The organism is Bradyrhizobium sp. 40 (genome assembly GCF_023100925.1).
Lineage (GTDB): Bacteria > Pseudomonadota > Alphaproteobacteria > Rhizobiales > Xanthobacteraceae > Bradyrhizobium.
Genome location: NZ_CP064688.1, coordinates 6,196,641 through 6,216,905, shown reverse-complemented (window position 1 = coordinate 6,216,905; position 20,265 = coordinate 6,196,641). Strand labels below are relative to the sequence as shown.

At 64.4% G+C, this 20,265-nt stretch carries 21 protein-coding genes and 1 pseudogene; 11 read left to right on the top strand and 11 right to left on the bottom strand.

From position 1 onward, the window contains the following. Positions 1 to 17 precede the first annotated feature (17 nt). Genes IVB40_RS29735 through IVB40_RS29725 form a run of 3 tightly spaced genes read right to left on the bottom strand, consistent with a single transcriptional unit; the run spans position 18 to position 1,304 of the window. Entirely contained in the window at positions 18 to 530 is a 513-nt protein-coding gene (locus IVB40_RS29735; RefSeq protein ID WP_247358025.1) for an SRPBCC family protein, read from the bottom strand. After that, positions 527 to 997 carry an SRPBCC family protein gene (locus IVB40_RS29730; RefSeq protein ID WP_247817138.1) on the bottom strand — a complete coding sequence of 157 codons (471 nt, stop codon included), beginning with the start codon at positions 995 to 997 and terminating at the stop codon, positions 527 to 529. The genes IVB40_RS29735 and IVB40_RS29730 overlap by 4 nt, the downstream gene beginning before the upstream one ends. Then, positions 990 to 1,304: a metalloregulator ArsR/SmtB family transcription factor gene (locus IVB40_RS29725; protein ID WP_027565303.1), complete on the bottom strand. Its 315-nt coding sequence runs from the start codon at positions 1,302 to 1,304 to the stop codon at positions 990 to 992. The genes IVB40_RS29730 and IVB40_RS29725 overlap by 8 nt, the downstream gene beginning before the upstream one ends. 166 nt (positions 1,305 to 1,470) lie before the next feature. On the opposite strand from IVB40_RS29725, the gene IVB40_RS29720 reads away from it, so the two are divergent. Next, complete coding sequence (locus IVB40_RS29720; protein WP_247428549.1) at positions 1,471 to 2,091, top strand: LysE family translocator; 621 nt, start codon at positions 1,471 to 1,473, stop codon at positions 2,089 to 2,091. A gap of 11 nt (positions 2,092 to 2,102) precedes the next feature. On the opposite strand, the gene IVB40_RS29715 is transcribed toward IVB40_RS29720, so the two are convergent. Next, on the bottom strand, positions 2,103 to 2,909 hold the full coding sequence (locus IVB40_RS29715; protein ID WP_247282506.1) for an N-formylglutamate amidohydrolase: 807 nt from the start codon (positions 2,907 to 2,909) through the stop codon (positions 2,103 to 2,105). 91 nt (positions 2,910 to 3,000) lie between these two features. Between IVB40_RS29715 and IVB40_RS29710 the strand changes: the two genes are divergently transcribed. Both IVB40_RS29710 and IVB40_RS29705 read left to right on the top strand, forming a co-directional pair. Then, positions 3,001 to 3,912, top strand: coding sequence for a transglutaminase family protein (locus tag IVB40_RS29710; RefSeq protein ID WP_247282505.1), 912 nt, complete (start codon positions 3,001 to 3,003; stop codon positions 3,910 to 3,912). 45 nt (positions 3,913 to 3,957) lie between these two features. Then, entirely contained in the window at positions 3,958 to 4,356 is a 399-nt protein-coding gene (locus tag IVB40_RS29705) for a gamma-glutamylcyclotransferase family protein (protein ID WP_247817137.1), read from the top strand. Here the strand turns inward: IVB40_RS29705 and IVB40_RS29700 are convergent. After that, the gene (locus IVB40_RS29700) at positions 4,353 to 4,916 is read right to left on the bottom strand and encodes a chlorite dismutase family protein (protein ID WP_247817136.1); all 564 of its coding nucleotides are present in this window, start codon (positions 4,914 to 4,916) and stop codon (positions 4,353 to 4,355) included. The two genes, IVB40_RS29705 and IVB40_RS29700, sit on opposite strands and share 4 nt — an antisense overlap. A gap of 190 nt (positions 4,917 to 5,106) precedes the next feature. Between IVB40_RS29700 and dnaG the strand changes: the two genes are divergently transcribed. Beyond that, positions 5,107 to 7,128, top strand: coding sequence for a DNA primase (dnaG, locus tag IVB40_RS29695; RefSeq protein ID WP_247403721.1), 2,022 nt, complete (start codon positions 5,107 to 5,109; stop codon positions 7,126 to 7,128). Positions 7,129 to 7,505: 377 nt separating this feature from the next. Next, entirely contained in the window at positions 7,506 to 9,656 is a 2,151-nt protein-coding gene (gene rpoD / locus IVB40_RS29690; RefSeq protein ID WP_247817135.1) for an RNA polymerase sigma factor RpoD, read from the top strand. A 165-nt stretch (positions 9,657 to 9,821) separates the two neighbouring features. Here rpoD and IVB40_RS29685 read toward each other — a convergent pair whose 3' ends face one another. Together IVB40_RS29685 and IVB40_RS29680 are read right to left on the bottom strand one after the other, a co-directional pair. Then, positions 9,822 to 10,058 carry a hypothetical protein gene (locus tag IVB40_RS29685; protein ID WP_007614643.1) on the bottom strand — a complete coding sequence of 79 codons (237 nt, stop codon included), beginning with the start codon at positions 10,056 to 10,058 and terminating at the stop codon, positions 9,822 to 9,824. Between the two features lie 590 nt (positions 10,059 to 10,648). After that, positions 10,649 to 11,587 (bottom strand): annotated as a pseudogene (locus tag IVB40_RS29680) (OmpA family protein). A 175-nt stretch (positions 11,588 to 11,762) separates the two neighbouring features. On the opposite strand from IVB40_RS29680, the gene IVB40_RS29675 reads away from it, so the two are divergent. Then, on the top strand, positions 11,763 to 12,569 hold the full coding sequence (locus IVB40_RS29675; protein ID WP_247817134.1) for a lytic murein transglycosylase: 807 nt from the start codon (positions 11,763 to 11,765) through the stop codon (positions 12,567 to 12,569). A gap of 130 nt (positions 12,570 to 12,699) precedes the next feature. On the opposite strand, the gene IVB40_RS29670 is transcribed toward IVB40_RS29675, so the two are convergent. Next, positions 12,700 to 13,536 (bottom strand): SDR family oxidoreductase, encoded by an 837-nt coding sequence (locus tag IVB40_RS29670; RefSeq protein WP_247358034.1) that lies wholly within the window; start codon positions 13,534 to 13,536, stop codon positions 12,700 to 12,702. Between the two features lie 131 nt (positions 13,537 to 13,667). On the opposite strand from IVB40_RS29670, the gene IVB40_RS29665 reads away from it, so the two are divergent. The 4 genes from IVB40_RS29665 (at position 13,668) to IVB40_RS29650 (ending at position 17,164) form a co-directional block, all read left to right on the top strand. Next, positions 13,668 to 14,042, top strand: coding sequence for a response regulator (locus IVB40_RS29665; RefSeq protein WP_027520278.1), 375 nt, complete (start codon positions 13,668 to 13,670; stop codon positions 14,040 to 14,042). A gap of 56 nt (positions 14,043 to 14,098) precedes the next feature. Beyond that, positions 14,099 to 14,710 (top strand): LysE family translocator, encoded by a 612-nt coding sequence (locus tag IVB40_RS29660; protein WP_247358035.1) that lies wholly within the window; start codon positions 14,099 to 14,101, stop codon positions 14,708 to 14,710. A 581-nt stretch (positions 14,711 to 15,291) separates the two neighbouring features. Further along, a complete protein-coding gene (locus IVB40_RS29655) occupies positions 15,292 to 16,503 on the top strand; it encodes a GGDEF domain-containing protein (RefSeq protein WP_247282500.1) in 1,212 nt (403 codons plus the stop codon). A gap of 34 nt (positions 16,504 to 16,537) precedes the next feature. Next, the gene (locus IVB40_RS29650; protein WP_247282499.1) at positions 16,538 to 17,164 is read left to right on the top strand and encodes a peptidoglycan recognition family protein; all 627 of its coding nucleotides are present in this window, start codon (positions 16,538 to 16,540) and stop codon (positions 17,162 to 17,164) included. A 4-nt stretch (positions 17,165 to 17,168) separates the two neighbouring features. On the opposite strand, the gene IVB40_RS29645 is transcribed toward IVB40_RS29650, so the two are convergent. The 3 genes from IVB40_RS29645 to IVB40_RS29635 form a co-directional block, all read right to left on the bottom strand. Beyond that, positions 17,169 to 17,510 carry a hypothetical protein gene (locus tag IVB40_RS29645; protein ID WP_027565289.1) on the bottom strand — a complete coding sequence of 114 codons (342 nt, stop codon included), beginning with the start codon at positions 17,508 to 17,510 and terminating at the stop codon, positions 17,169 to 17,171. Between the two features lie 191 nt (positions 17,511 to 17,701). Next, entirely contained in the window at positions 17,702 to 18,601 is a 900-nt protein-coding gene (gene rpoH / locus IVB40_RS29640; protein ID WP_007596598.1) for an RNA polymerase sigma factor RpoH, read from the bottom strand. A 217-nt stretch (positions 18,602 to 18,818) separates the two neighbouring features. Then, entirely contained in the window at positions 18,819 to 19,826 is a 1,008-nt protein-coding gene (locus IVB40_RS29635; RefSeq protein WP_247282498.1) for an RluA family pseudouridine synthase, read from the bottom strand. Between IVB40_RS29635 and IVB40_RS29630 the strand changes: the two genes are divergently transcribed. After that, positions 19,825 to 20,169, top strand: coding sequence for a hypothetical protein (locus IVB40_RS29630; RefSeq protein ID WP_027565287.1), 345 nt, complete (start codon positions 19,825 to 19,827; stop codon positions 20,167 to 20,169). The two genes, IVB40_RS29635 and IVB40_RS29630, sit on opposite strands and share 2 nt — an antisense overlap. Positions 20,170 to 20,265: the final 96 nt, after the last annotated feature.

Genomic DNA, 20,265 nt, shown 5'->3' with positions numbered 1-20,265 from the left:
GGCGCAGGGTTCGTCCGCTACGGCGTCTTGATCCCCATCGCCCTCAACGCTTCCAGCATCTGCGCCGGCGGCGCCATCTTGATCTGCGGCGCCTTGCCCGTTTCCAGCAGGCTCTTCAGCCCCGACAGGATTGCGGGCCAGCCGGTGCGGCCGCCGGAAAGGATGTCGTCGCTGAGCGGGCGGTCGTGACGTTCGCTCATGGTGAGGCGGACGGCCTCGCCGGCTTGTTCGATCTCATAAGTGACAAGCGTGGTGCCGAGCTTCGCGACGAGGTCGGGCCAGTTGACGTTCCACGTCACCGTCAGCCTGTTCGGTGGATCGTATTCGAACACATCGCCCGAGATGTGTTCCGATCCATCAGGCGCGCGCACGATGAATTTGCCGCCGAGTCTTGGCTCCATCTCAACCGCAAAGCCGGAAAAGTATTTGCGGCTGAACTCGGCGGAGGTCAGCGCCTCCCACACCTGCTCCGGCGTCGCGGCGATGTAAATCGTATAGACGGTGAGCGGCTTGAACTGATCGAGGTTCATCTTGCATCGAATCCCTTGTTGAGGGCTGCGCGCGGAATGGCCAGCACTTTGCCGCGTTCCAGCAGGCTCTTGAGACCGGACAGGATCGCCGGCCAGCCGTTGGAAACGGCGCCGAGATATTTGCCGCCTTCGACGAAGCCGTCATGCAGCACGGTCAAACGCACGAGCGAGCCGAACGGTTCGATGGTGAACACGACGCGCGAGATCGGTTCGCCGCGCAGCTCTTCGTATTTCTGGTGCTTGAAGCTGTAGGACAACCGCCGCGGTGGATCGGCTTCTAGGATTTCGCCGGAATCGGTGGTCTCGCCGTCCAGCAGCAGCGCGAAAGGGGAGCCGATTTTCCAGTCGGACCTGACCTCGGTGCCAAACCAGTATTGCTTGCTGAACTCGCTTGATGTCAGCGCCTCCCACAGCCTCGTTGGCGTGGTCTCGATGTAGGTGACATAGACGAATTGCGGCTTACTCATCACGCTTCTCCAACTGGCGTTTCAACTCGCCGAGTGCGGCGAGCTTGCCGCGCTCGAATTTCTTGATCCAGCGCTCGCCGATCTGATGGATCGGAACCGGATTGAGATAGTGCAGCTTCTCGCGGCCGTGCCTGATGGTCGTGACCAGGTTGGCCTGTTCCAGAATCGCAAGGTGCTTGGTCACCGCCTGGCGCGTCATCGCGAGGCCTTCGCAGAGCTCGTTCAGCGTCTGGCCATTTCTGGTGTGAAGCCTGTCGAGCAGCGACCGTCGTGACGCATCGGCGAGCGCTTTGAAGACCTCATCCATGGCGACGATAATATGCAACCAAATGGTTGCTTGTCAAGACGGTGATGCATCGCGCGCGGCTCGTGTTCCGGCAGACACCGGAGATGAAGACGTGGGAGCTGCGGCGCTGGACGGACATTGAGTGTCATGCATTAATGCTCCAAACCGCTCTCAGCGAGTCCTCCCCATGATGTCTCTGCAAGCCTATTTCGCCTTCCTTGCCGCCTGCATCGCGCTGGCGCTGCTGCCGGGGCCGATCGTCACTCTCGTCATCGCCAACGGGCTGCGCCACGGCACGCGTGCGGCGCTGACCAATGTGGCCGGTGCGCAGGCCGGTCTCGCAATCGTCATCGGCATCGTCGCGGTTGGCCTGACCTCGCTGATGGCGACCATGGGCTACTGGTTCGACTGGGTGCGCTTTGCCGGCGCCGCCTATCTGGTCTGGCTCGGCATCAAGCTGATCTGGGCACCGGTCGAGGGCGTCAATGTCGACCAGCCGCCGGCGCCGCCGCGCGGCGGATTCTTCCTGCAAGGTTTCCTGGTGCTGCTGTCGAACCCGAAGGTGCTGGTGTTCTTCGGCGCCTTCATCCCGCAGTTCATGGACATGAATCGCGACCACTTCCCGCAGGTCGCGCTGCTGGGCGCAACCTTCATGGTCACTGCGGTGATGACGGACGCGCTCTACGCCATCGCCGCGGGGCGGGCCCGAAAGTTCTTTTCAGCTCGCCGCACCCGCATGATGTCGCGCATCTCCGGCGGGTTCATGATCGGCGGCGGCATCTGGCTGGCGTTGACCAGGGCAAAATAACCGCCATCAGGCTAGTCGATAAGCCTCTCTGCCCGCAGCTCCAGCTCGATCTCCGCAAAAATCCTCGCCAGCCGCTCGGCCCATTGTTGCTGGCCGGACTGGTCCGCGATCAGATCCTGGCGGATCTCGATGCCGGTGTTGACGAGGCCGCGGGCTTCGCCATGCACGGGGATGGTGTAGTCGGTGAGGTCGTTGACCGCGTAGGGCTCGTTGTCGCCGACGACGAGATCGCTCTCTCTGCGCAGATGCCTGAGCAGCAGCTGCGGCAGCACGGTGTCGCGATTGTAGAGCGCGCCGATGTGCCAGGGGCGCGCGACGCCGGCGTAAACGGGGGTGAAGCTGTGCAGCGAAACCAGCACTGTCGGCCACTTGTCGTGCACGCGGCGGTCGATCGCGGCCTCGATACGGCGGTGGTAGGGCTCGAAGATCTCGCGCCGGCGCGCTTTGCGCTCCTGCTCCGAAATTCCCTCGTTGCGCGGGATCGCGGTTGCTTCGGAAATCAGGGGGATAGAGCTCACGGCGCCGGGCGGGCGGTTGCAGTCGATCACCAGCCGCGAATAGCGCTGGGCGATCAGATGTGCGCCCAGCATCTCTGCGAGCCGGTCGGCGACCCCCGCAATGCCGATGTCCCAGGCGATATGCCGCGTCAGCTCGCCTCCCGCGACGCCGAGATCGCCGAGCGCACGCGGCAGGACCCGTCCGTAGTGGTCCGAGGTGAGCAGAAAAGGCGATGTCCCTTGCGCATTCACCTCGTGCACTGGGGGGACGTCACCCTCGCTGAGGAGTTGATTGGTCGCCTCGATTGTGTCTAAAGCCATCCTGATTGCCTAATGAAACAGCAGTCACCCCGAAGAATCGGGCGGGATTGCTATAGATTGGTCCGCCCGACCTCACCATGATTGCCTGACGATGCCGCTGCTGACGATTCATCACAAGACCGAATATCGCTACACCCGCCCGGTGGCGTTCGGCGAACACAGGATCATGCTGCGTCCGCGCGACGGGCATGATCTGCGCGTGCTCGACTCCAGGCTCGAGATCTCGCCCGAGCCGATGTCGCTGCACTGGATCCACGACGTGTTCGGCAATTCCGTCGCGATCGCGAATTTCGACGAGCGCGCGGACACGCTGGTCTTCGATTGGCACGTCACCGTCGAGCACAATCCGGTCGAGGAGTTCGCGCTGACGCCGGACGACTCGGCCTATTTCTATCCGTTCGCGTATGATGACGAGGAATTTCCCGACCTCGTCCACTACATCACGCCGCAATACACCGATCCCGACGGCGAGATCGCGGAATGGGCGCGCGGCTTTCTCGACGAGGACGCGCCGACGCCGACCTTCAAGATCCTGAGCGGCATGACCCACGGCATCCGCGAGCGGTTCAAGTACCGCAAGCGCCACGAGCTGGGCACGCAGCATCCGCTCGACACCTTGCAGTCCGGTAGCGGAACCTGCCGCGACTACGCGCTGTTCATGATCGAGGCGCTACGCCATCTCGGCATCGCCGCACGATTCGTCTCCGGCTATATCTTCCTGCCGGAGGATATCGAGCAGCGCCATGTCGGCGGTGGTTCGACGCATGCCTGGGTGCAGGTCTACCTGCCGAGCGCGGGCTGGATTGAATTCGATCCGACCAACGGCATCGTCGGCACCCGCGACCTCATCCGCGTCGCGGTCGCACGCGATCCGCGCCAGGCGATCCCGCTGCACGGCGTCTATATCGGCGCTGCGGGCGCGTTCGACGCCATGGACGTCACCATCAGGGTGGTGTCGGACGAGCAGCGCAGCGGTGAGAAACTCGAGGCTGAGGCTTCGTAGATCTGCTGCGATTTGCACGCTGCCGATTGACGGTTATAGAAGGCCATGACCTCCGATCGTCTTTTCGTCTACGGCACGCTGATGCGCGGCTTCGACCATCCGATGGCGCGGTTGCTTGCGGGCCACGCTGATTTTCTGGGTGAAGCGACTTGCCGCGGCCGGCTCGTTCTGGTGAAGCATTATCCGGGGCTGCTGCTCTCCGATGTGCCGTCCGACCGCGTCCACGGCGAACTCTTTCACCTGGGCGTGCCCGACGAGCTGTTGCGCGAGCTCGACATGTACGAAGCCTGCGGCGAGGGCTTTCCGGAGCCGACCGAATATCTGCGCAGACTGGTCGACGTGACAGGCGCGGACGGGGTGACGGCACCGGCCTGGACCTACATCTACAACTGGCCCGTCACCGATCTGCCGCGCATCGAATCCGGCCGCTTCCTCGATCACTAGGCCGACAGCACTTCCTTCACCGCGCGCACGTCCACCTCGCGCTCGACATAACTCCACTCCTCGGTCCGCCTGAGCATCGCAACCAGCTCCTCGAACAGCGAGGCGTGCGCGGGCGCGAATTCGAACCAGGTCAGGAAATCGAAAGGCCCGCCGAGGTCGCGGCAATGATAGAGCTGGCGCGCGATCGCAGGCAGGAAGCGCAGGCTGCTCGCGATGTGGTGCGACTTGTCCTCGAAGATCCTGCGGCGCTCTTCCTGGGTCAGATCCCACCAGGCCTGCGACTTGCGGATCGGGATCAGCGCCGCGCTGGTCGCTTCCAGCCGGCCGAGGCCGGCCTGCACGGCCGCGAGCTGCTGCTTCTCGGCGCGCTCGGTGTAGCGCAAGTTGCTCGCGGCGCCGACCAGCCGCCAGGCATTGCGCGAGGGCACCAGGGGCAATGCGATGGCCTCGCTGTCGGTGACCGACAGCGCCGGCATGAAGGGGAGGGGTTCGCCCGTCACAGGCGAAATCGAGGTGATGCGCCAACCCCCACTCTGGCCGCCTCGGAAGGTCCTGAACATCGCCCATGGAAGCGTGGAACCGAGGCGGGTTCAAGGCCTCTGGCAGTCGGGCTCACGCTCCGCGCGCCCCGGAAGAGAGAAGGGCTGTGAACAGCGCGTATAAGCCTGACAAACCTGACTTCTGGACGGGTCGTCCCTATATCCCTGATCCCTTCGCCCGACTCACACGGTTTCGCGTTACACAGAGCCCATGCGCTTCACGCCCCAATTCCTCGACGAGCTGCGTGCCCGGCTTTCGGTCTCCGAAGTCGTGGGCAAGCGCGTCAAGCTGAAGAAGGCGGGGCGGGAGTGGAAGGGGCTGTCGCCGTTCCAGCAGGAAAAGACGCCGTCCTTCTACGTCAACGACCAGAAGGGCTTTTACCACGACTTCTCCTCGGGCAAGCACGGCGACATCATCAGCTTCATGATGGAGACCGACGGCCTGCCGTTCGCGGAGGCCGTGGAGCGACTCGCCAATATGGCGGGCCTGCCGCTGCCGGCGGTGACGCCGGATGCGGCGCGTCAGGAGCAGCGGCGCCGCTCGCTGCACGACGTGATGGATCTCGCGGCCAAGTTCTTTGCCGAGACGCTGGCCTCGCGCGTCGGCGCCAAGGCGCGGGGCTATCTCGCCGACCGTGCGATCTCGCCGGCGACGCAATTGCAGTTTCGGCTGGGCTATGCGCCACCAGATCGTTTCGCGCTGAAAGAGCATCTCGGTAAGCTCGGCGTCTCCGTCGACGACATGGTCGAGACCGGCATGCTGGTGGCCGGCAACGACATCCCCGTGCCCTATGACCGCTTCCGCGACCGCGTGATGTTTCCGATCACGGATTTGCGCGGCCGCGTCATCGCCTTCGGCGGCCGCGCGCTGGAGAAGGACGTTCCGGCCAAGTACCTGAATTCGCCGGAGACGCCGCTCTTCCACAAGGGCGACAATCTCTACAACCACCAGACGGCGCGCAAAGCCACCCATGACGGCAGCGCCCTGGTCGTGGTCGAGGGCTATGTCGACGTCATTGCCATGGTCACCGCGGGCTTTGCCGGCAGCGTGGCGCCCCTCGGCACCGCGCTTACCGAAAACCAGCTCGCGCTGCTCTGGAAGATGGCGGACGAGCCGATCCTCTGCTTCGACGGCGACCGCGCCGGCCAGAAGGCCGCTTATCGTGCCGCGGATCTCGCCTTGCCCTTCCTCGCACCCGGCAAGAGTCTTCGTTTCGCGCTGCTGCCGGAGGGGCAGGACCCCGACGATCTCGTGCGCTCCGGCGGTCGCGGCGCAATCGAGGAGGTGATCGCGGCGGCGCGTCCGCTCGCCGAGATGATCTGGTCGCGCGAGCTCGAAGGCGGCAATTTCGCCACGCCCGAGCGCCGCGCCGCGCTGGAGGCGCGCATCAAGGAGCTCTCCAATGGCATCCGCGACGAGGTGGTGCGGCGCTATTATCGGCAGGATCTTGCCGAGCGGCTTCAGCGCGCCTTTGCCCCCGAAGGCGGGCGCGGCGGCTTTGGCGGCCGTGGCAATTTCCGCCCCGGCTCGGCTGGCCGTCAGTTCCAGCCCCGCGGTGGGGGAGGCGCGAATCGATTCGGCGGCCAAGGATTCGGCCAGGGATTTGGCGGCCGCCGCGGCCCGCCCGGTCCGATCCAGCTGCCCTCGGGGCCCTATCAGGCGGCGAGCGCGCAGCTCGCGGCAAGCCCGATCATGCGCGGCCAGCGCAGCGCCATCTCCCGCCGGGAGGCCCTGATCCTGCAGATCCTGATCAACCACCCCTGGCTGCTGCACGATCACCTCGAGGAAGTCGCGGCCCTGGAGCTCGCCCATCCCGAGGTCCATAAGCTCAGGGCCGGCATCATCGCCGCTTTTGCCAACGACCATCACCATTCGCCGGACCCCGGCGAGCTGGCCGAGAAGATGCGCAGCGACCTCGAGAAGGGTGGATTTTCGCAGGCTCTTCAAAGGGTTGAGGGCGGCATCACGACGGCGGCGGTGTGGGGCGCCCGCGAGGGCGCCGCACGGGACGACGTTCTCTCCACCTGGCATCAGCTGGTCGCCTTGCATCGGCAGTACCATTCACTACTTAGAGAGCTGAAAGACGCCGAGCTGGCCTTGGGGGATGATCCCAGCGAGGCCAACATGGCGTGGCTGCGCGACGTCAAGGCTCGGATAGGCGAAGTCGACGGCACCGAGGCCCTGATCGAGGGTTTTGGCGAGCTGTCAGGCCGGTTCCAGAAGAGCGTGTGATGAAAGAATCATGCGGACGGCCGAGGCCTGAACCGCTAAAAGACTCGCCAAATCCGAGGTTTGGCGGCAAAAACAGGGTTAATCGAGGCTTAACGGTCTTGTAGCACTTTGGCCACCAGGCGGCCGCAGGCAGAACAGACGCGTCAGGAATGAATCCGCGCAATTGCTGTTGGCACTACACCTGCAACCGCTGCGACAAAGAGGCTCTACGAAGCGTTAGGCAAATCCGGCGAGTGAAAGGTCGGGGGTGGCGACAAGAGGTCCGCGCCGCCCTTTCCGTGTCGAGATCTGACGAAGCGAGAGCATCGAGCAACAGGTTCAAGTGATTTCACGCGGGCGCGGCGAACGTCTGTGTGAAACGCGTTTAGGAGCAATGGATGGCCACCAAGGCAAAGACGCTGCAGGCGAAGGACAAGGAAAAAGACGACAAGGCAGCGGACGCGCCGGAGAAGGACTCCCAGGACGCGCCCTCGCCGTTGCTCGATCTGTCCGACGCGGCCGTGAAGAAGATGATCAAGCAGGCCAAGAAGCGCGGCTTCGTGACCTTCGATCAGCTCAACGAAGTTTTGCCGTCCGACCAGACCTCTCCCGAGCAGATCGAGGACATCATGTCCATGCTCTCGGACATGGGCATCAACGTCACCGAAGCCGACGATAGCGAAGGCGAGGAGGACAAGGACGAGGGCGGCGAGGACGAGACCGACAACGAACTCGTCGAAGTCACCCAGAAGGCCGTCACCGAGGTCAAGAAGAGCGAGCCGGGCGAGCGCACCGACGATCCCGTGCGCATGTATCTGCGCGAAATGGGCACCGTCGAGCTGCTGTCGCGCGAAGGCGAAATCGCGATTGCCAAGCGCATCGAGGCCGGCCGCGAGGCGATGATCGCAGGGCTGTGCGAAAGCCCGCTGACCTTCCAGGCTATCATCATCTGGCGCGACGAGCTCAACGAAGGCAAGATCTTCCTTCGTGACATCATCGATCTCGAAGCAACCTATGCCGGGCCCGACGCCAAGGCCGGCATGAACAACGCGATGATCGCCGGTCCGAACGGCGAGACCGGTGAAGCGCCGGCCGAAGGCGGCCAGGCCACCGGCGCCGCGCCCGCGCATGTCGCCCCGCCCGCCGCACCGCCGGCGCCGACCCCGTTCCGCGCCGCGCCTGCGCCCGGCAATGCCGGCGAAGCCGCGAAGGACCCCGCGGAGTCCGCCGCCGAAGCCGACATGGACGAGGACGACGAGTTCGAGAACCAGATGTCGCTTGCGGCGATCGAGGCCGAGCTCAAGCCGAAGGTCGTCGAGATCTTCGACAAGATCGCCGATAGCTACAAGAAGCTGCGCAAGCTTCAGGAACAGGACATCCAGAACCAGCTCGAGAGCACCTCGCATGGGCCCTCGCTCTCGCCGCACCAGGAGCGCAAATACCGCAAGCTCAAGGACGAGATCATCGTCGAGGTGAAGTCGCTGCGCCTGAACCAGGCGCGTATCGACTCACTCGTCGAGCAGCTCTACGACATCAACAAGCGCCTCGTCTCGCATGAGGGTCGCCTGATGCGCCTTGCCGACAGCCACGGCGTCGCGCGCGAGGACTTCCTGCGCAATTACACCGGCTCGGAGCTCGATCCGCGCTGGCTCAACCGTGTCTCGAAGCTATCGGCCAAGGGCTGGAAGAACTTCGTCCATCACGAGAAGGACCGCATCAAGGACCTCCGCCACGAGGTGCATCAGCTCGCGGCGCTGACCGGCTTGGAGATCATCGAGTTCCGCAAGATCGTGCACTCGGTGCAGAAGGGCGAGCGCGAAGCCCGCCAGGCCAAGAAGGAGATGGTGGAAGCCAACCTCCGTCTCGTGATCTCGATCGCCAAGAAATACACCAACCGCGGCCTGCAGTTCCTCGACCTGATCCAGGAAGGCAACATCGGCCTGATGAAGGCCGTCGACAAGTTCGAGTACCGCCGCGGCTACAAGTTCTCGACCTACGCCACGTGGTGGATCCGGCAGGCGATCACCCGCTCGATCGCCGACCAGGCGCGCACCATCCGCATCCCCGTGCACATGATCGAGACGATCAACAAGATCGTGCGCACCTCGCGCCAGATGCTCAACGAGATCGGCCGCGAGCCCACTCCTGAGGAATTGGCCGAAAAGCTCGGCATGCCGCTGGAGAAAGTGCGAAAAGTCCTCAAGATCGCCAAGGAGCCGCTCTCGCTGGAGACGCCCGTCGGTGACGAAGAGGATTCACACCTCGGCGATTTCATCGAGGACAAGAACGCGATCCTCCCGATCGACGCCGCGATCCAGTCCAACCTGCGCGAAACCACCACGCGCGTGCTGGCCTCGCTCACCCCGCGCGAAGAGCGCGTGCTGCGCATGCGCTTCGGCATCGGCATGAACACCGACCACACGCTGGAAGAAGTCGGCCAGCAGTTCTCGGTGACGAGAGAGCGTATCCGTCAGATCGAGGCGAAGGCGCTGCGCAAGCTGAAGCATCCGTCAAGGTCGCGGAAGCTGCGGAGCTTCTTGGACAATTGATCGCGAACATCGATTCAAAGCAAAACGGCGGGCCAAGGCCCGCCGTTTTTGTTTTAGCTTCCGCTCTCGCCCCGTCATTGCGAGCGAAGCGAAGCAATCCATCGCGCAGCATGTGGAGACGTGGATTGCTTCGCTTCGCTCGCAATGGCGGGGATGGGGCTGAACCTACTTCTTCTTCGCGCCGACCCGCTCGAGGTTCTTGATCTCCAGCGCCGGACGGCCGGATTTTTCGGCGATCTCGCGGTCCTGCTCCATGATGTAGGCGCGGGCCGGCTCGTCGCCGTCGAGGCCGCCGAGCAATTCGGCGGGGACGCGCCGGTTGGAGCGTTGGGAGCCGTCTTCATAGAAGACGTTGAAAAAGGCGAATTCGCCCTTGGGATTGGTTCCGGGTTTTTTGGCCATGGCCGGCTTTTCGTCGATCAGGGGGCCATAGTCAAATGACTTTGGCAGGCTTCCGGAGGCCGGTGCCCGGCCCTGCAGCGGCAGAACCGCCTGCGATCGATCGACGAGCCCGTTTGCGAGGCGCCTGGCTGTCGGGTGGAACGTCCAGCGCTTCGTAAAACCCGATGCGCTCCTTCGAGGAGACCCTTGTCTCACCCTTGCCTCAACAAACGGCGGGCCGCGAAGCCCGCCGTTTATTTTGGTCTTCAGTGTCGCCCGGGGCTGGCGGGGCGACAACCTAGAATAGAAGTTTATAACCGGCGCCATGCCGTGGCAAGGCAAATCGTTGGCGCTGCGATGTCGTAGCGAACGCATCAGATATGCAGCGGTCGCGACATCGCGTTTCGATCAGCGCCAAAGCAATTGCTTGGATGGCCAAATCACTTTGTTCATATTTCCTGCTCTCGCAATGAGACCGGCGCGCGCCTTGTTAGAAAACGCGTTTGCCTGCACGTATTTCCGCGTGCAGAAGTTGCGCTGACTAACATATGTTAATCCGTTTTCGCCTTCACATTGTTCCCATCATGCTGCGCGCGCAGCATGCACCAATCTCACGGCGCCACCAGCTCCACGCGCCGATTGAGCGCGCGGCCGGTGTCCGTTGCATTCGGGCCGACCGGCGCCAGCAATCCAACGCCGGCTGTGCGCAATCGCGTCGGCGCGATGCGAAAGTTCTTCACCAGCTCGGCTGCGACGGCTTCGGCGCGGCGCTTCGACAGGTCGAGATTGTACTCATAGGCGCCTTGGCTGTCGGTGTGGCCGACGATGAAGACGTTGAGCTGCGGCTGGTTCGTCAGCAGCTTTGCGATCTGCTCCAGCGTCGGGCGGCTTTCCGGTTTGAGCACGGCCTTGTCGGTGTCGAAATAGATGCCGTAGAGCGCGATGTGGCCGGTCTCGCCAAGCCCTTTCGCCATTGCGGCGGCATCCACCATCTTGTTCGCGATGGCGCCGAGCTCGGCGACGGTGACCTGCGCCGTGATGTCCTGATTGTTCTGGCTTACCAGGACGCTGGCAAAGGTCTAGCGCCCGCCCTCGGTCTTGCGGCCGGCGTAGTAACGATAGTTGAAACCATCGACCCACATCTGCGGGACCGGCAGCGTGTCGACGGCTTCGGTAAAGGGAATGGCGCCGCAGGCATCGGTGTCGCAGGCGAGCAGGGTCTCGAAGCCGGCTTTCGCAAGCTGCGTCTCGAAATTGCGCGACACTTCCAGGATCGAGGGGCCGGGATTGGTGCGATAGGCGATGCGAAAGACGCGGCCCTCGAGCCGCCGCGCATCGACGGGCTGGCCGTCCTTGAAGGGAGCCGCCTGCATCCGCGCCGCGTCAAAATCCTTCATCACATAACCGGTGATGACGCTGCCGGCGAACCGGCCGATGCCGGGATAGTCGCGGCTGCCGGCGACATCGCGCGTCTGCGCGGAAGCGGCAGTCAGGGTGAGGGAGAGCAAGGCGAGGACGGCGAGGATCCGGCGCGACATGGACATGAGCATGGAGATCCGCATAGGCATGGTCATCTCGATCGGTTGGGGAGGGGGCGAGCGCATTTGATTTGTCGCAGGCAGGCAGCGATCGGTTCTGGCGAGGATTTGCCGCTTTGACGCGAATCCGGTTCCCGGGCATGATCGCGCGCTGCTCTCCCGCCCATTCCCTGTAGGATTCATCCGAATGTCGAAATACGCCTTGGCCATCGCCTTCATCGCCTGTCTGGCCGGCGGATCGGCGCAAGCCGCGCGCTGCGGCGGAGACTTCAACAGCTTTGTCGCCAGCATGACCGCGGAAGCGCAAGCTGCCGGCGTCTCGGCGAGCGTGACCAGCGCGGCGCTCAGCGGTGTGCGGCAGGATGGCGCGGTGCTCGCCTTCGACCGACGCCAGCGCTACACCTTCAACAAGAGCTTTGAGCAGTACGTCTCGACCCGGGTCGGCCCCGGCCGCATCAATGGCGGCAAGGCGCTGTTGCAGCGCCATGCCGCGCTGCTGTCGCGCATCGAGCAGCAGTTCGGCGTGCCCCGATATATCCTGGTCGCGATCTGGGGCCTGGAGAGCGATTTCGGCAAGGGCGACATCGGCAAGCTGCCGGTGGTCCGCACGCTGGCGACGCTGGCGCATGATTGCCGCCGCACCGAGCTATTCCAGGGCGAGCTGCTTGCGGCGCTGAAGATCGTGCAGCGCGGTGACCTGCCGCTGCGCGACCTCATTGGCGCCTATGCCGGCGAAATCGGCCAGACCCAGTTCTTGCCGTCCTCCTACATCAAGTACGGCGTCGATTTCGACGGCGACGGCCACGTCGATCTCCGCCACAGCGTCCCCGACGTGCTCGCCTCGACTGCGAACCTTCTCCACACCAGCGGCTTCAAGATGGGCCAGCCCTACGGCGAAGGCACCGCAAATTTCGAGGCCATGCGCGAATGGAATAGAGCGGTGATCTATCGCAAGACGATCGGGTATTTTGCCGATCGGCTGGCGGGGCAGTGAGGGGGAGCTAACCACAGTCGTCATTGCGAGCGCAGCGAAGCAATCCAGAATCTTTCCGTGGAGACGGTCTGGAATGCTTCGTCGCTGCGCTCCTCGCGATGACGAGCGGAGACAGTGCCGCGCCCCTGACCTACTTCGCCAGCCCCTTCGCCATCCTCTCCAGCTTGCGCTGCAACGGTGCCCAGTACGTTGCCGGGCGGAAGCGCTGCAGGAGATCCATGAAGCGGGCGTCGTTGCCGATCAGGATGCGCGGCTCGTTTCTCTCGATGCCCTTGATGATGCGCAGCGCGGCATCTCTCGGCGTGGTCTTTGCCGCGTTCTCGAACCGCTCGATCGATTGCGACCGGCGTGCGTTGTCGGTAACGCCGACCCCGGTGCGAGAATTGCGGGCGATGGCGGTGGCGACGCCGCCGGGATGCACGACCGACAGCCTGACAGGGCTGCCCGCGACTGCAAGCTCGTGCCGCACGCTCTCGGAAAAGCCGCGCACCGCGAATTTCGCCGCAGCATAGGCCGACTGTCCGGGCGGGGCGATGATGCCGAAGATCGAGGACAGGTTGACGATGTGCGCCTCGCCCAGCGTCTTCAGATGCGGCAGGAAGGCGCGCGTGCCGTGCACGACGCCCCAGAAATTGATGTCGAACAGCCAGTCCATCTGCGCCTGGTCGATCTCATCGAACGAGCCCATCAGCGCCACGCCGGCATTGTTGACGACGATGCCGAGCGCGGGATGCGCGATGGTCGCCTGCCGCGCGAACTGCGCGATATCGTCGGGCTCGCTGACGTCGACGCGATGCAGGCTGACCTTGCATGCGGCTCCGATCTCGGCCGCGAGCGTCTTCAGCCCGGGCTCGTCGCGATCGGCGAGCGCGAGATCGCAGCCCCGCCGCGCAAGCTCGATCGCCAGCGCGCGGCCGATGCCGCTTGCCGCTCCGGTGATGGCGGCGGCGCCGCGGATTGCAGTCATGATGATCCCCCCCGTCGAGCCTCTCGAGCGGAACTATGATTTACATTTTTTCATATTGGAACCGAACCGCATGGCGGTTCCCACCTTAACCTACGTTACTTGATGAAGACAGGCAGCATTGGGAGCCGCCGATGGGACAAGCACAGCCATTTCGCGCCACCGCACTGATCGTGGAAGACGACCTCATGCAGAGGGAGATGCTCAGTCTTCTTCTCGAAGAAAGCGGCTACGACGTCATTCAGTGCGAGAGCGCCGAGGCGGCCGAGCTTGTGCTGGAGAAGAGCGCCGGCGCGCTCTGCCTGATGATGACCGACGTGCAACTCGCCGGCCGCATGAACGGCGTCGAGCTCGCGCATGTCGCCAAGGACCGCAACCCGAAGCTCGACATCGTCGTCACCTCCGGCCGCCCCTTGATGCAGCCCTTGCCGAACGGCGCAAAGTTCTGGGCCAAGCCCTGGGCGCCGCTCGACGTGCTCCGCGAGGCCGAGATCGCGCAGCTGTCCTGACGGTCGATCCGGCAGGCCGGCTTTCGTGGTCCGGGGCGCGGTGATAAGGTCGGTCCATGACCTTGTCCTTCCTGCTCACCTCGCTCATCGTCGTCGCCTCGCCCGGCACCGGCATGCTCTACACGCTGGCGGCCGCGCTGACCCGCGGCTCGCGCGCGAGCATCGCGGCCGCGTTCGGCTGCACCCTCGGGATCGTGCCGCACATGACGGCCGCGATGCTGGGGCTCGCCGCCGTGCTCCACACCAGCGCGCTCGCCTTCGCCGCGCTGAAATGGTGCGGCGTCGCCTATCTGCTCTACATGTCCTGGCAGGCGCTGCGCGAGACCGGGGCGCTGGCGGTGGACGGCGAGATCCGCGAGCGTTCGGCCGGCCGGGTGATCGTGACCGGCTTTCTGATCAACATCCTCAATCCGAAGCTGTCGATCTTCTTCCTCGCCTTTCTGCCGCAGTTCATCGCCGCGGACGAGGGCCATGTGCTGGCGCGGATGCTGGAATTGAGCGGCGCCTTCATGGCGATGACGTTTGCGGTGTTCGTGGTCTACGGGCTCTGCGCAGCCTCGGTGCGCGAGCGCGTCATCTCCCGCCCGCGCGTCATGGCCTGGCTGCGCCGGAGTTTTGCCGCCGGCTTCGCCGCGCTCGGCGCCAAGCTGGCCTTCGCGGAGCGATAGCTTCTCCAGCCAATCAACGCGGGAGCCAATAAAAAAGCGGGCCTTGCGCCCGCCATCTTCCAACTCAGAACCCTCACCCGACGCCCGGGCGGAGCGAGCTCCACCCGGGCAAAGAATAAGAAGCCTCGTTACTTCTTCTTCGCTGCCTTCTTGGCCTTCTTCTTCGTCGCCTTCTTCGCCTTCTTCGCTTTCTTAGCCATAGGATCCTCTTCAGGGTTAATGGTGAAACGCGACACGAGGGATGCTCGGCGGAGGGCCAGCCTCGCAACATCCTCGATGACAAGCTCAGCAGATTCGCGCGCTTCTGCCCCGCGCTGTCACATCGGTGTCATCGCGTTATCCACAGCTCAGATGCATTTTCGGGTGATTTTGGCTCGCGAATCCGGCGGCGTCGGCATGCCTAACGATCCGACAATGCGCCGGCCGTTCATGAATCCAAAACCAAAGGCATGCTTTCGCGGATCGCAGTGAGACTCCGTTAAGCGCGACGGCCGCATTGTCTCCGCAAGAAAACGGGGACGGGTCATGGACGGACAGCTGGCAGGGACAGAGGGCGCGATGCTGCGCTTGTGGCGCGCGCCATGCTGAACGTGCCGACACTCTGGACCGTGTTCGTCGTCAACTTCCTGGCGCTCGGCCTGATCTGGGCCTACGTGACGCGCTCCTATCCGAAATTCGCGGCCGCACGGTTCTGGATGGCATCGTGCTTCGTCGGCGCGACCGGCACGATGGCGGCCTTGATCCGCCTTTTCGTCGTCTCGCCTGTCCCGCTTCTGCTCGGAGCCGCCGGCGTCATCGCGGCGAGCTGCCTTGCCGCCATGGGCATTCAGCGCTTCTACGGGCAACCGGTGTCCTGGCGCGTCATGGCCGCCACCGGAATTCTCAGCCTTGGCGGCGTCGTGTTCTTCATGGTCGCATACGATCACATGCAGCTGCGCATGCTCAGCTACTCGCTCGGTCAGGGGCTGCCGCTGGCGCTGTCGCTGCGTTTGCTGCTGTCGCCGCCGGAAGGCCGCGCCAGCCCGGGAGCCCGGCTCTCCGGCATCGTGATCATCACCATCATCGCGATCTTCGCGGCCCGTGCGATCGGCAATCTGCTCGGCGGCGATTTCTCGTCGGTCGCCGGCGGGCAGTCTCATGCCGTCATGGTGCTGGGCCTGCTGTTCCTCTCGATGACGCTCAATTTCGGCTTCCTGCTGATGGCGATGGACCGCCTGCGCAACGAGGTTGCCGACCTCGCGCTGCTCGACGATCTCACCGGTGTCGCCAACCGGCGGCACCTGTTGCAGCGGCTGGGTGAAGAATGCGCCCGCTCCGAGCGCAGCAGCGAGCCGTTCTCGCTGCTGGTGATCGATCTCGACGGCTTCAAGACCATCAACGACACCCACGGCCATGCCGCGGGCGATGCCTGCCTCCAGCACTTCACCCTGATGGCGCAGACGCGCTTGAGGCCCGGCGACATGCTCGCCCGCACCGGTGGCGACGAATTCTGCGTCGTGCTGCCGTCGTCGACCTTGCGCGAGGCGGCTGCGATCGCCCGCCGCGTGCTCGAGGTCTGCCGCCAGGATGCCGTCAACTGCACCGGCATCGACATTCCGATCGCGATCTCGATCGGGGTGGCGCAGTGGGACCGCGGCGTCGGCCAGTTTCCGGACCGCCTGATCGCGCATGCCGACCACGCGCTCTATGCCGCCAAGAAGAACGGCAAGAACGACTTTGCCGTCCACGATCCGGCGCCGCCGCTCATGCCTGACCCGGTCGGTCCCGGCGAGGCCTTGCGCAAATTCGCGTAAGGGCGTGCTAACGTCAGGTCCGCACTGGACCCGCATGATGATCTCTCGCCTGCTCGCGGCCGTTCTCGCCGCTCTCATTCTGATCGCACCTGCCGCTGCGACCGACGCCGAGCTCGCTAAGCTCGCGCGCGCCTCCGGCACGCCCGACATTCCCGGCCTGAAGATGGTGTGGCTGGCGCCATGGGGCGACGTCGGCAACGCAAAACCGTGGCGTAACATCATCGTGCACCAGACCGAGGGACCGGCCGGCTCGGCGCGGGGCGGTGCCGAGGTGCAAGCGAAGAATCCCACGCGTCGCGGCGTCACATTGTGGGTCGAGACCGACGGCACCGTCTATTGGGCGGTCGCGGAAAACCTGGTGCCGACCCATGGCGACGGCGCCAACCGCAACGACAACAAATACATCGACAACAAGCCGACCTATCGCCAGGTGGTGCGCGACAATTCGATCGGCGTCGAGTTCGCCGGCAACTATCCCGACGTCACGACGGGACCGACCGCGGCGCAGGTCGCGGCATGGAAGATCCTCGTCCAGATCCTGCGCGCGCGCTACGGCATCCCGCTCGACCACGTCTATGCGCACAATTGGATCGACTACAAGGACGCCCGCTATTGCGAAGGCTGCTGGCTCGCGACGCTGGCGCGGATTTGGGGGGAGTGACGAGCTACACCGGTTGCGACATCCAGCCGAACAGCCGCCGGATCAAGCCCGGTCGCCGCGGCAGTTCCGGTGGGTCATCCACCGCCAGCACGCGTTTGAAGAAGTAGTCCAGGAACACCATGTCGTTCGGCTCAGTGACCGTGAATGTCTCGTCGCCGAAGTAGACGCTGTAATTGAAGAAGAACGGACCCATGAGCGGGATCGTCGCGGTCGAGGCGTAGTCCTTCGAGATCACGAACTCCGACGGCTCGAGCCCGTGGTCGCGCATGGCCTGCTCGACCAGCGGCAGCTTGCGCATGAACTGAGCGGAGAAGCCGCCGACGGTGGATTGCAGAATGATCGACACGGGTGGTGTCCGTTCTCTTGATGCTGTCGGCCCGATGCTTTTGGTCGGTCGACCGGCAGCGCGGGTTCAAGATGCATGGTCCGCGTCCCCGCGAACATGCTGCGCCTCACACGCAAACAAAAAAGCCGGCGTTGCCGCCGGCTTTTTGTCTCTTGTCGATCCGCCAATCTCTGGCGCTAAAAACCTCGCGCTTAGAGCGCGGCTTCCAGCGCGGCCTGTTCGGCCTTGGCGATCGTGCCCTTGACCGCGGACTGCACCTTCTCGAAGGCGCGGACCTCGATCTGGCGGACGCGCTCGCGCGACACGCCGAACTCGGCAGCAAGGTCTTCCAGCGTCATCGGCTCATCGGCGAGGCGGCGCGCCTCGAAGATGCGGCGTTCGCGCGGGTTGAGCACGCCCATGGCGCCGTTCAGGGCGTCACGGCGATGATCATACTCCTCGTGCTCGGCCAGCATGGCTTCCTGGTTGGGCGAATTGTCGACCAGCCAGTCCTGCCATTCGCCGGCCTCGCCGTCGTCGCGGATCGGAGCGTTGAGCGACGCGTCGCCACCGAGGCGGCGGTTCATGTCGACCACGTCCTGAGCCGTGACGCCGAGACGCTTGGCAATGATGGCCACCTGGTCGGGGCGGAGATCACCTTCGTCCAGTGCGGAAATCTTGCTCTTCGCCTTGCGCAGGTTGAAGAACAGCTTCTTCTGGTTCGCGGTGGTGCCCATCTTCACGAGCGACCACGAACGCAGGATGTACTCTTGAATCGACGCCTTGATCCACCACATCGCGTAGGTAGCGAGACGGAAGCCCTTCTCGGGCTCGAACCGCTTCACTGCCTGCATCAGGCCGACATTACCTTCCGAGACGACCTCGGAGATCGGCAGGCCGTAGCCGCGATAGCCCATGGCGATCTTGGCCACGAGACGGAGATGGCTGGTGACGAGTTGGTGCGCGGCGTCACGATCATCGTGCTCGCGCCAACGCTTGGCGAGCATGTATTCCTGCTGGGGTTCCAGCATCGGAAACTTGCGGATTTCGCCGAGGTAACGGGAAAGGCCGGATTCGCCATTAAGGACCGGCAGGGTAGCTGTACGGGCCATAGTGCGCCCTCCAAACAGGTTCAGGCCCCCGATAGCGGCGGGCCAGGCAGACGACCGCTTGGTTAAAGCCGATCGGTGCTGCGATGTTCCGCGTTGGTCTTCAACGCAAGCGCAATATACTCCATCGGGACGCAAAAAGGGAAGGATTGCTGACGTCACGTCCCCGTGTGGCAGCTATAACTTTTTGTAATGTAAAGCATTTCTGAAGCGGCCTGCGTCATAGCGCCGCTTTCAGGGCCCCCTGGAGGAGAAGCAAATCCTCCGGCAGAGGCGCCTCCCAGTGAAGTAATTCTCCAGTCCTCGGGTGCTCCAATACCAGCAGGTAAGCGTGCAGGGCCTGCCGGCCCAGCGCAGCCAGGACGGCCTGCGACTCGGGGCTCAGCTGGCTTGCCTTGGTCTTGAAGTGCGGGCCGTAGACGGCGTCGCCCATCAGGGGGTGGCCGATATGGGCGAGATGGACGCGGATCTGGTGGGTGCGCCCGGTCTCGAGCTCGCAGGCGAGCAGCGTCGCGATCGGCTTGCCGTCGCGCCCGGCAAAACTCTCCAGAAGCTCCCAATGCGTCACCGCCTCGCGGCCGCCCTGGCGCACCGCCATCTTCTCGCGCGCATGCGGGTGGCGGTCGATCGGCGCGTCCACGGTGCCGCGATGGCGGCCCGGCAGCCCCCAGGCGAAAGCCATGTAGCCGCGCCGCATCGGCCCGGTGCGGCCGTGGTCGGCGAATTGCGCGGTGAGCGAGGCATGCGCGAGGTCGTTCTTGGCGACCACCATCAACCCCGTGGTGTCCTTGTCCAGCCGGTGCACGATGCCGGGCCGGCGCACCCCGCCGATACCCGACAGCGATGAGCCGCAATGGGCGATCAGCGCATTGACCAACGTGCCGGTCTCGTGGCCCGCCGCGGGATGCACCACCAGCCCCTTCGGCTTGTTGAGGACGACGATGTCGTCGTCCTCGAACACGATGTCGAGGGCGATATCCTCGCCTTTCGGCTCCGGCGGGGCCGCTTCCGGCACGTCGATTGTGATCGTATCGCCGGAGGCGACGTGATAAGCGGGGTCCCGGATCGCGGCGTCCCTGAGGCTCACCGCGCCCGCCAGAATCAGGGCTTTCAGCCTCGATCGCGACAGCTCGGCAAGGTGCGTCGCCAGCACGCGGTCGAGCCGGGTCGATCCCTCGGAGCCTTCGACGACAACCTCCAACCTTTGCGCAGAGCCAGAATTTTCCATGACGACGTCTGATACCGTTGTTCCCGAACCGAGCCCCGAGCAGGCCGCATTGTTCGCGCGGGTGCGGCGGATGATGCTGATCGCGGGGCTGACCACGGCGCTGGCAATCTGCGCCGTGCTGATCGCGGTGGGCTACCGCCTTTTCAAGTCGGAGGGAAGGGCGCCCGAGCCGGCAGGCGACGTCATTGCCACCCTGCCGAAGGGCGCCAAAATTGTCTCGAGCGGCGTCGCCGGCGACCGGCTCGTGATCACGCTCGACGTCGGCGGCGTCACCGAGATCCGCACCTTCGATGCCCACACCTTGCGGCCGGCCGGAAAGCTGAAATTCGCCAATGAGCCGTAAGGCGGGGCTGGGGCGCGGAACCCGCCTCAGCCGTCGTCCTGGCGAAAGCCAGGACCCATAACCACCGAAACCCGGTTGCGTGAACGAGATCGTTAC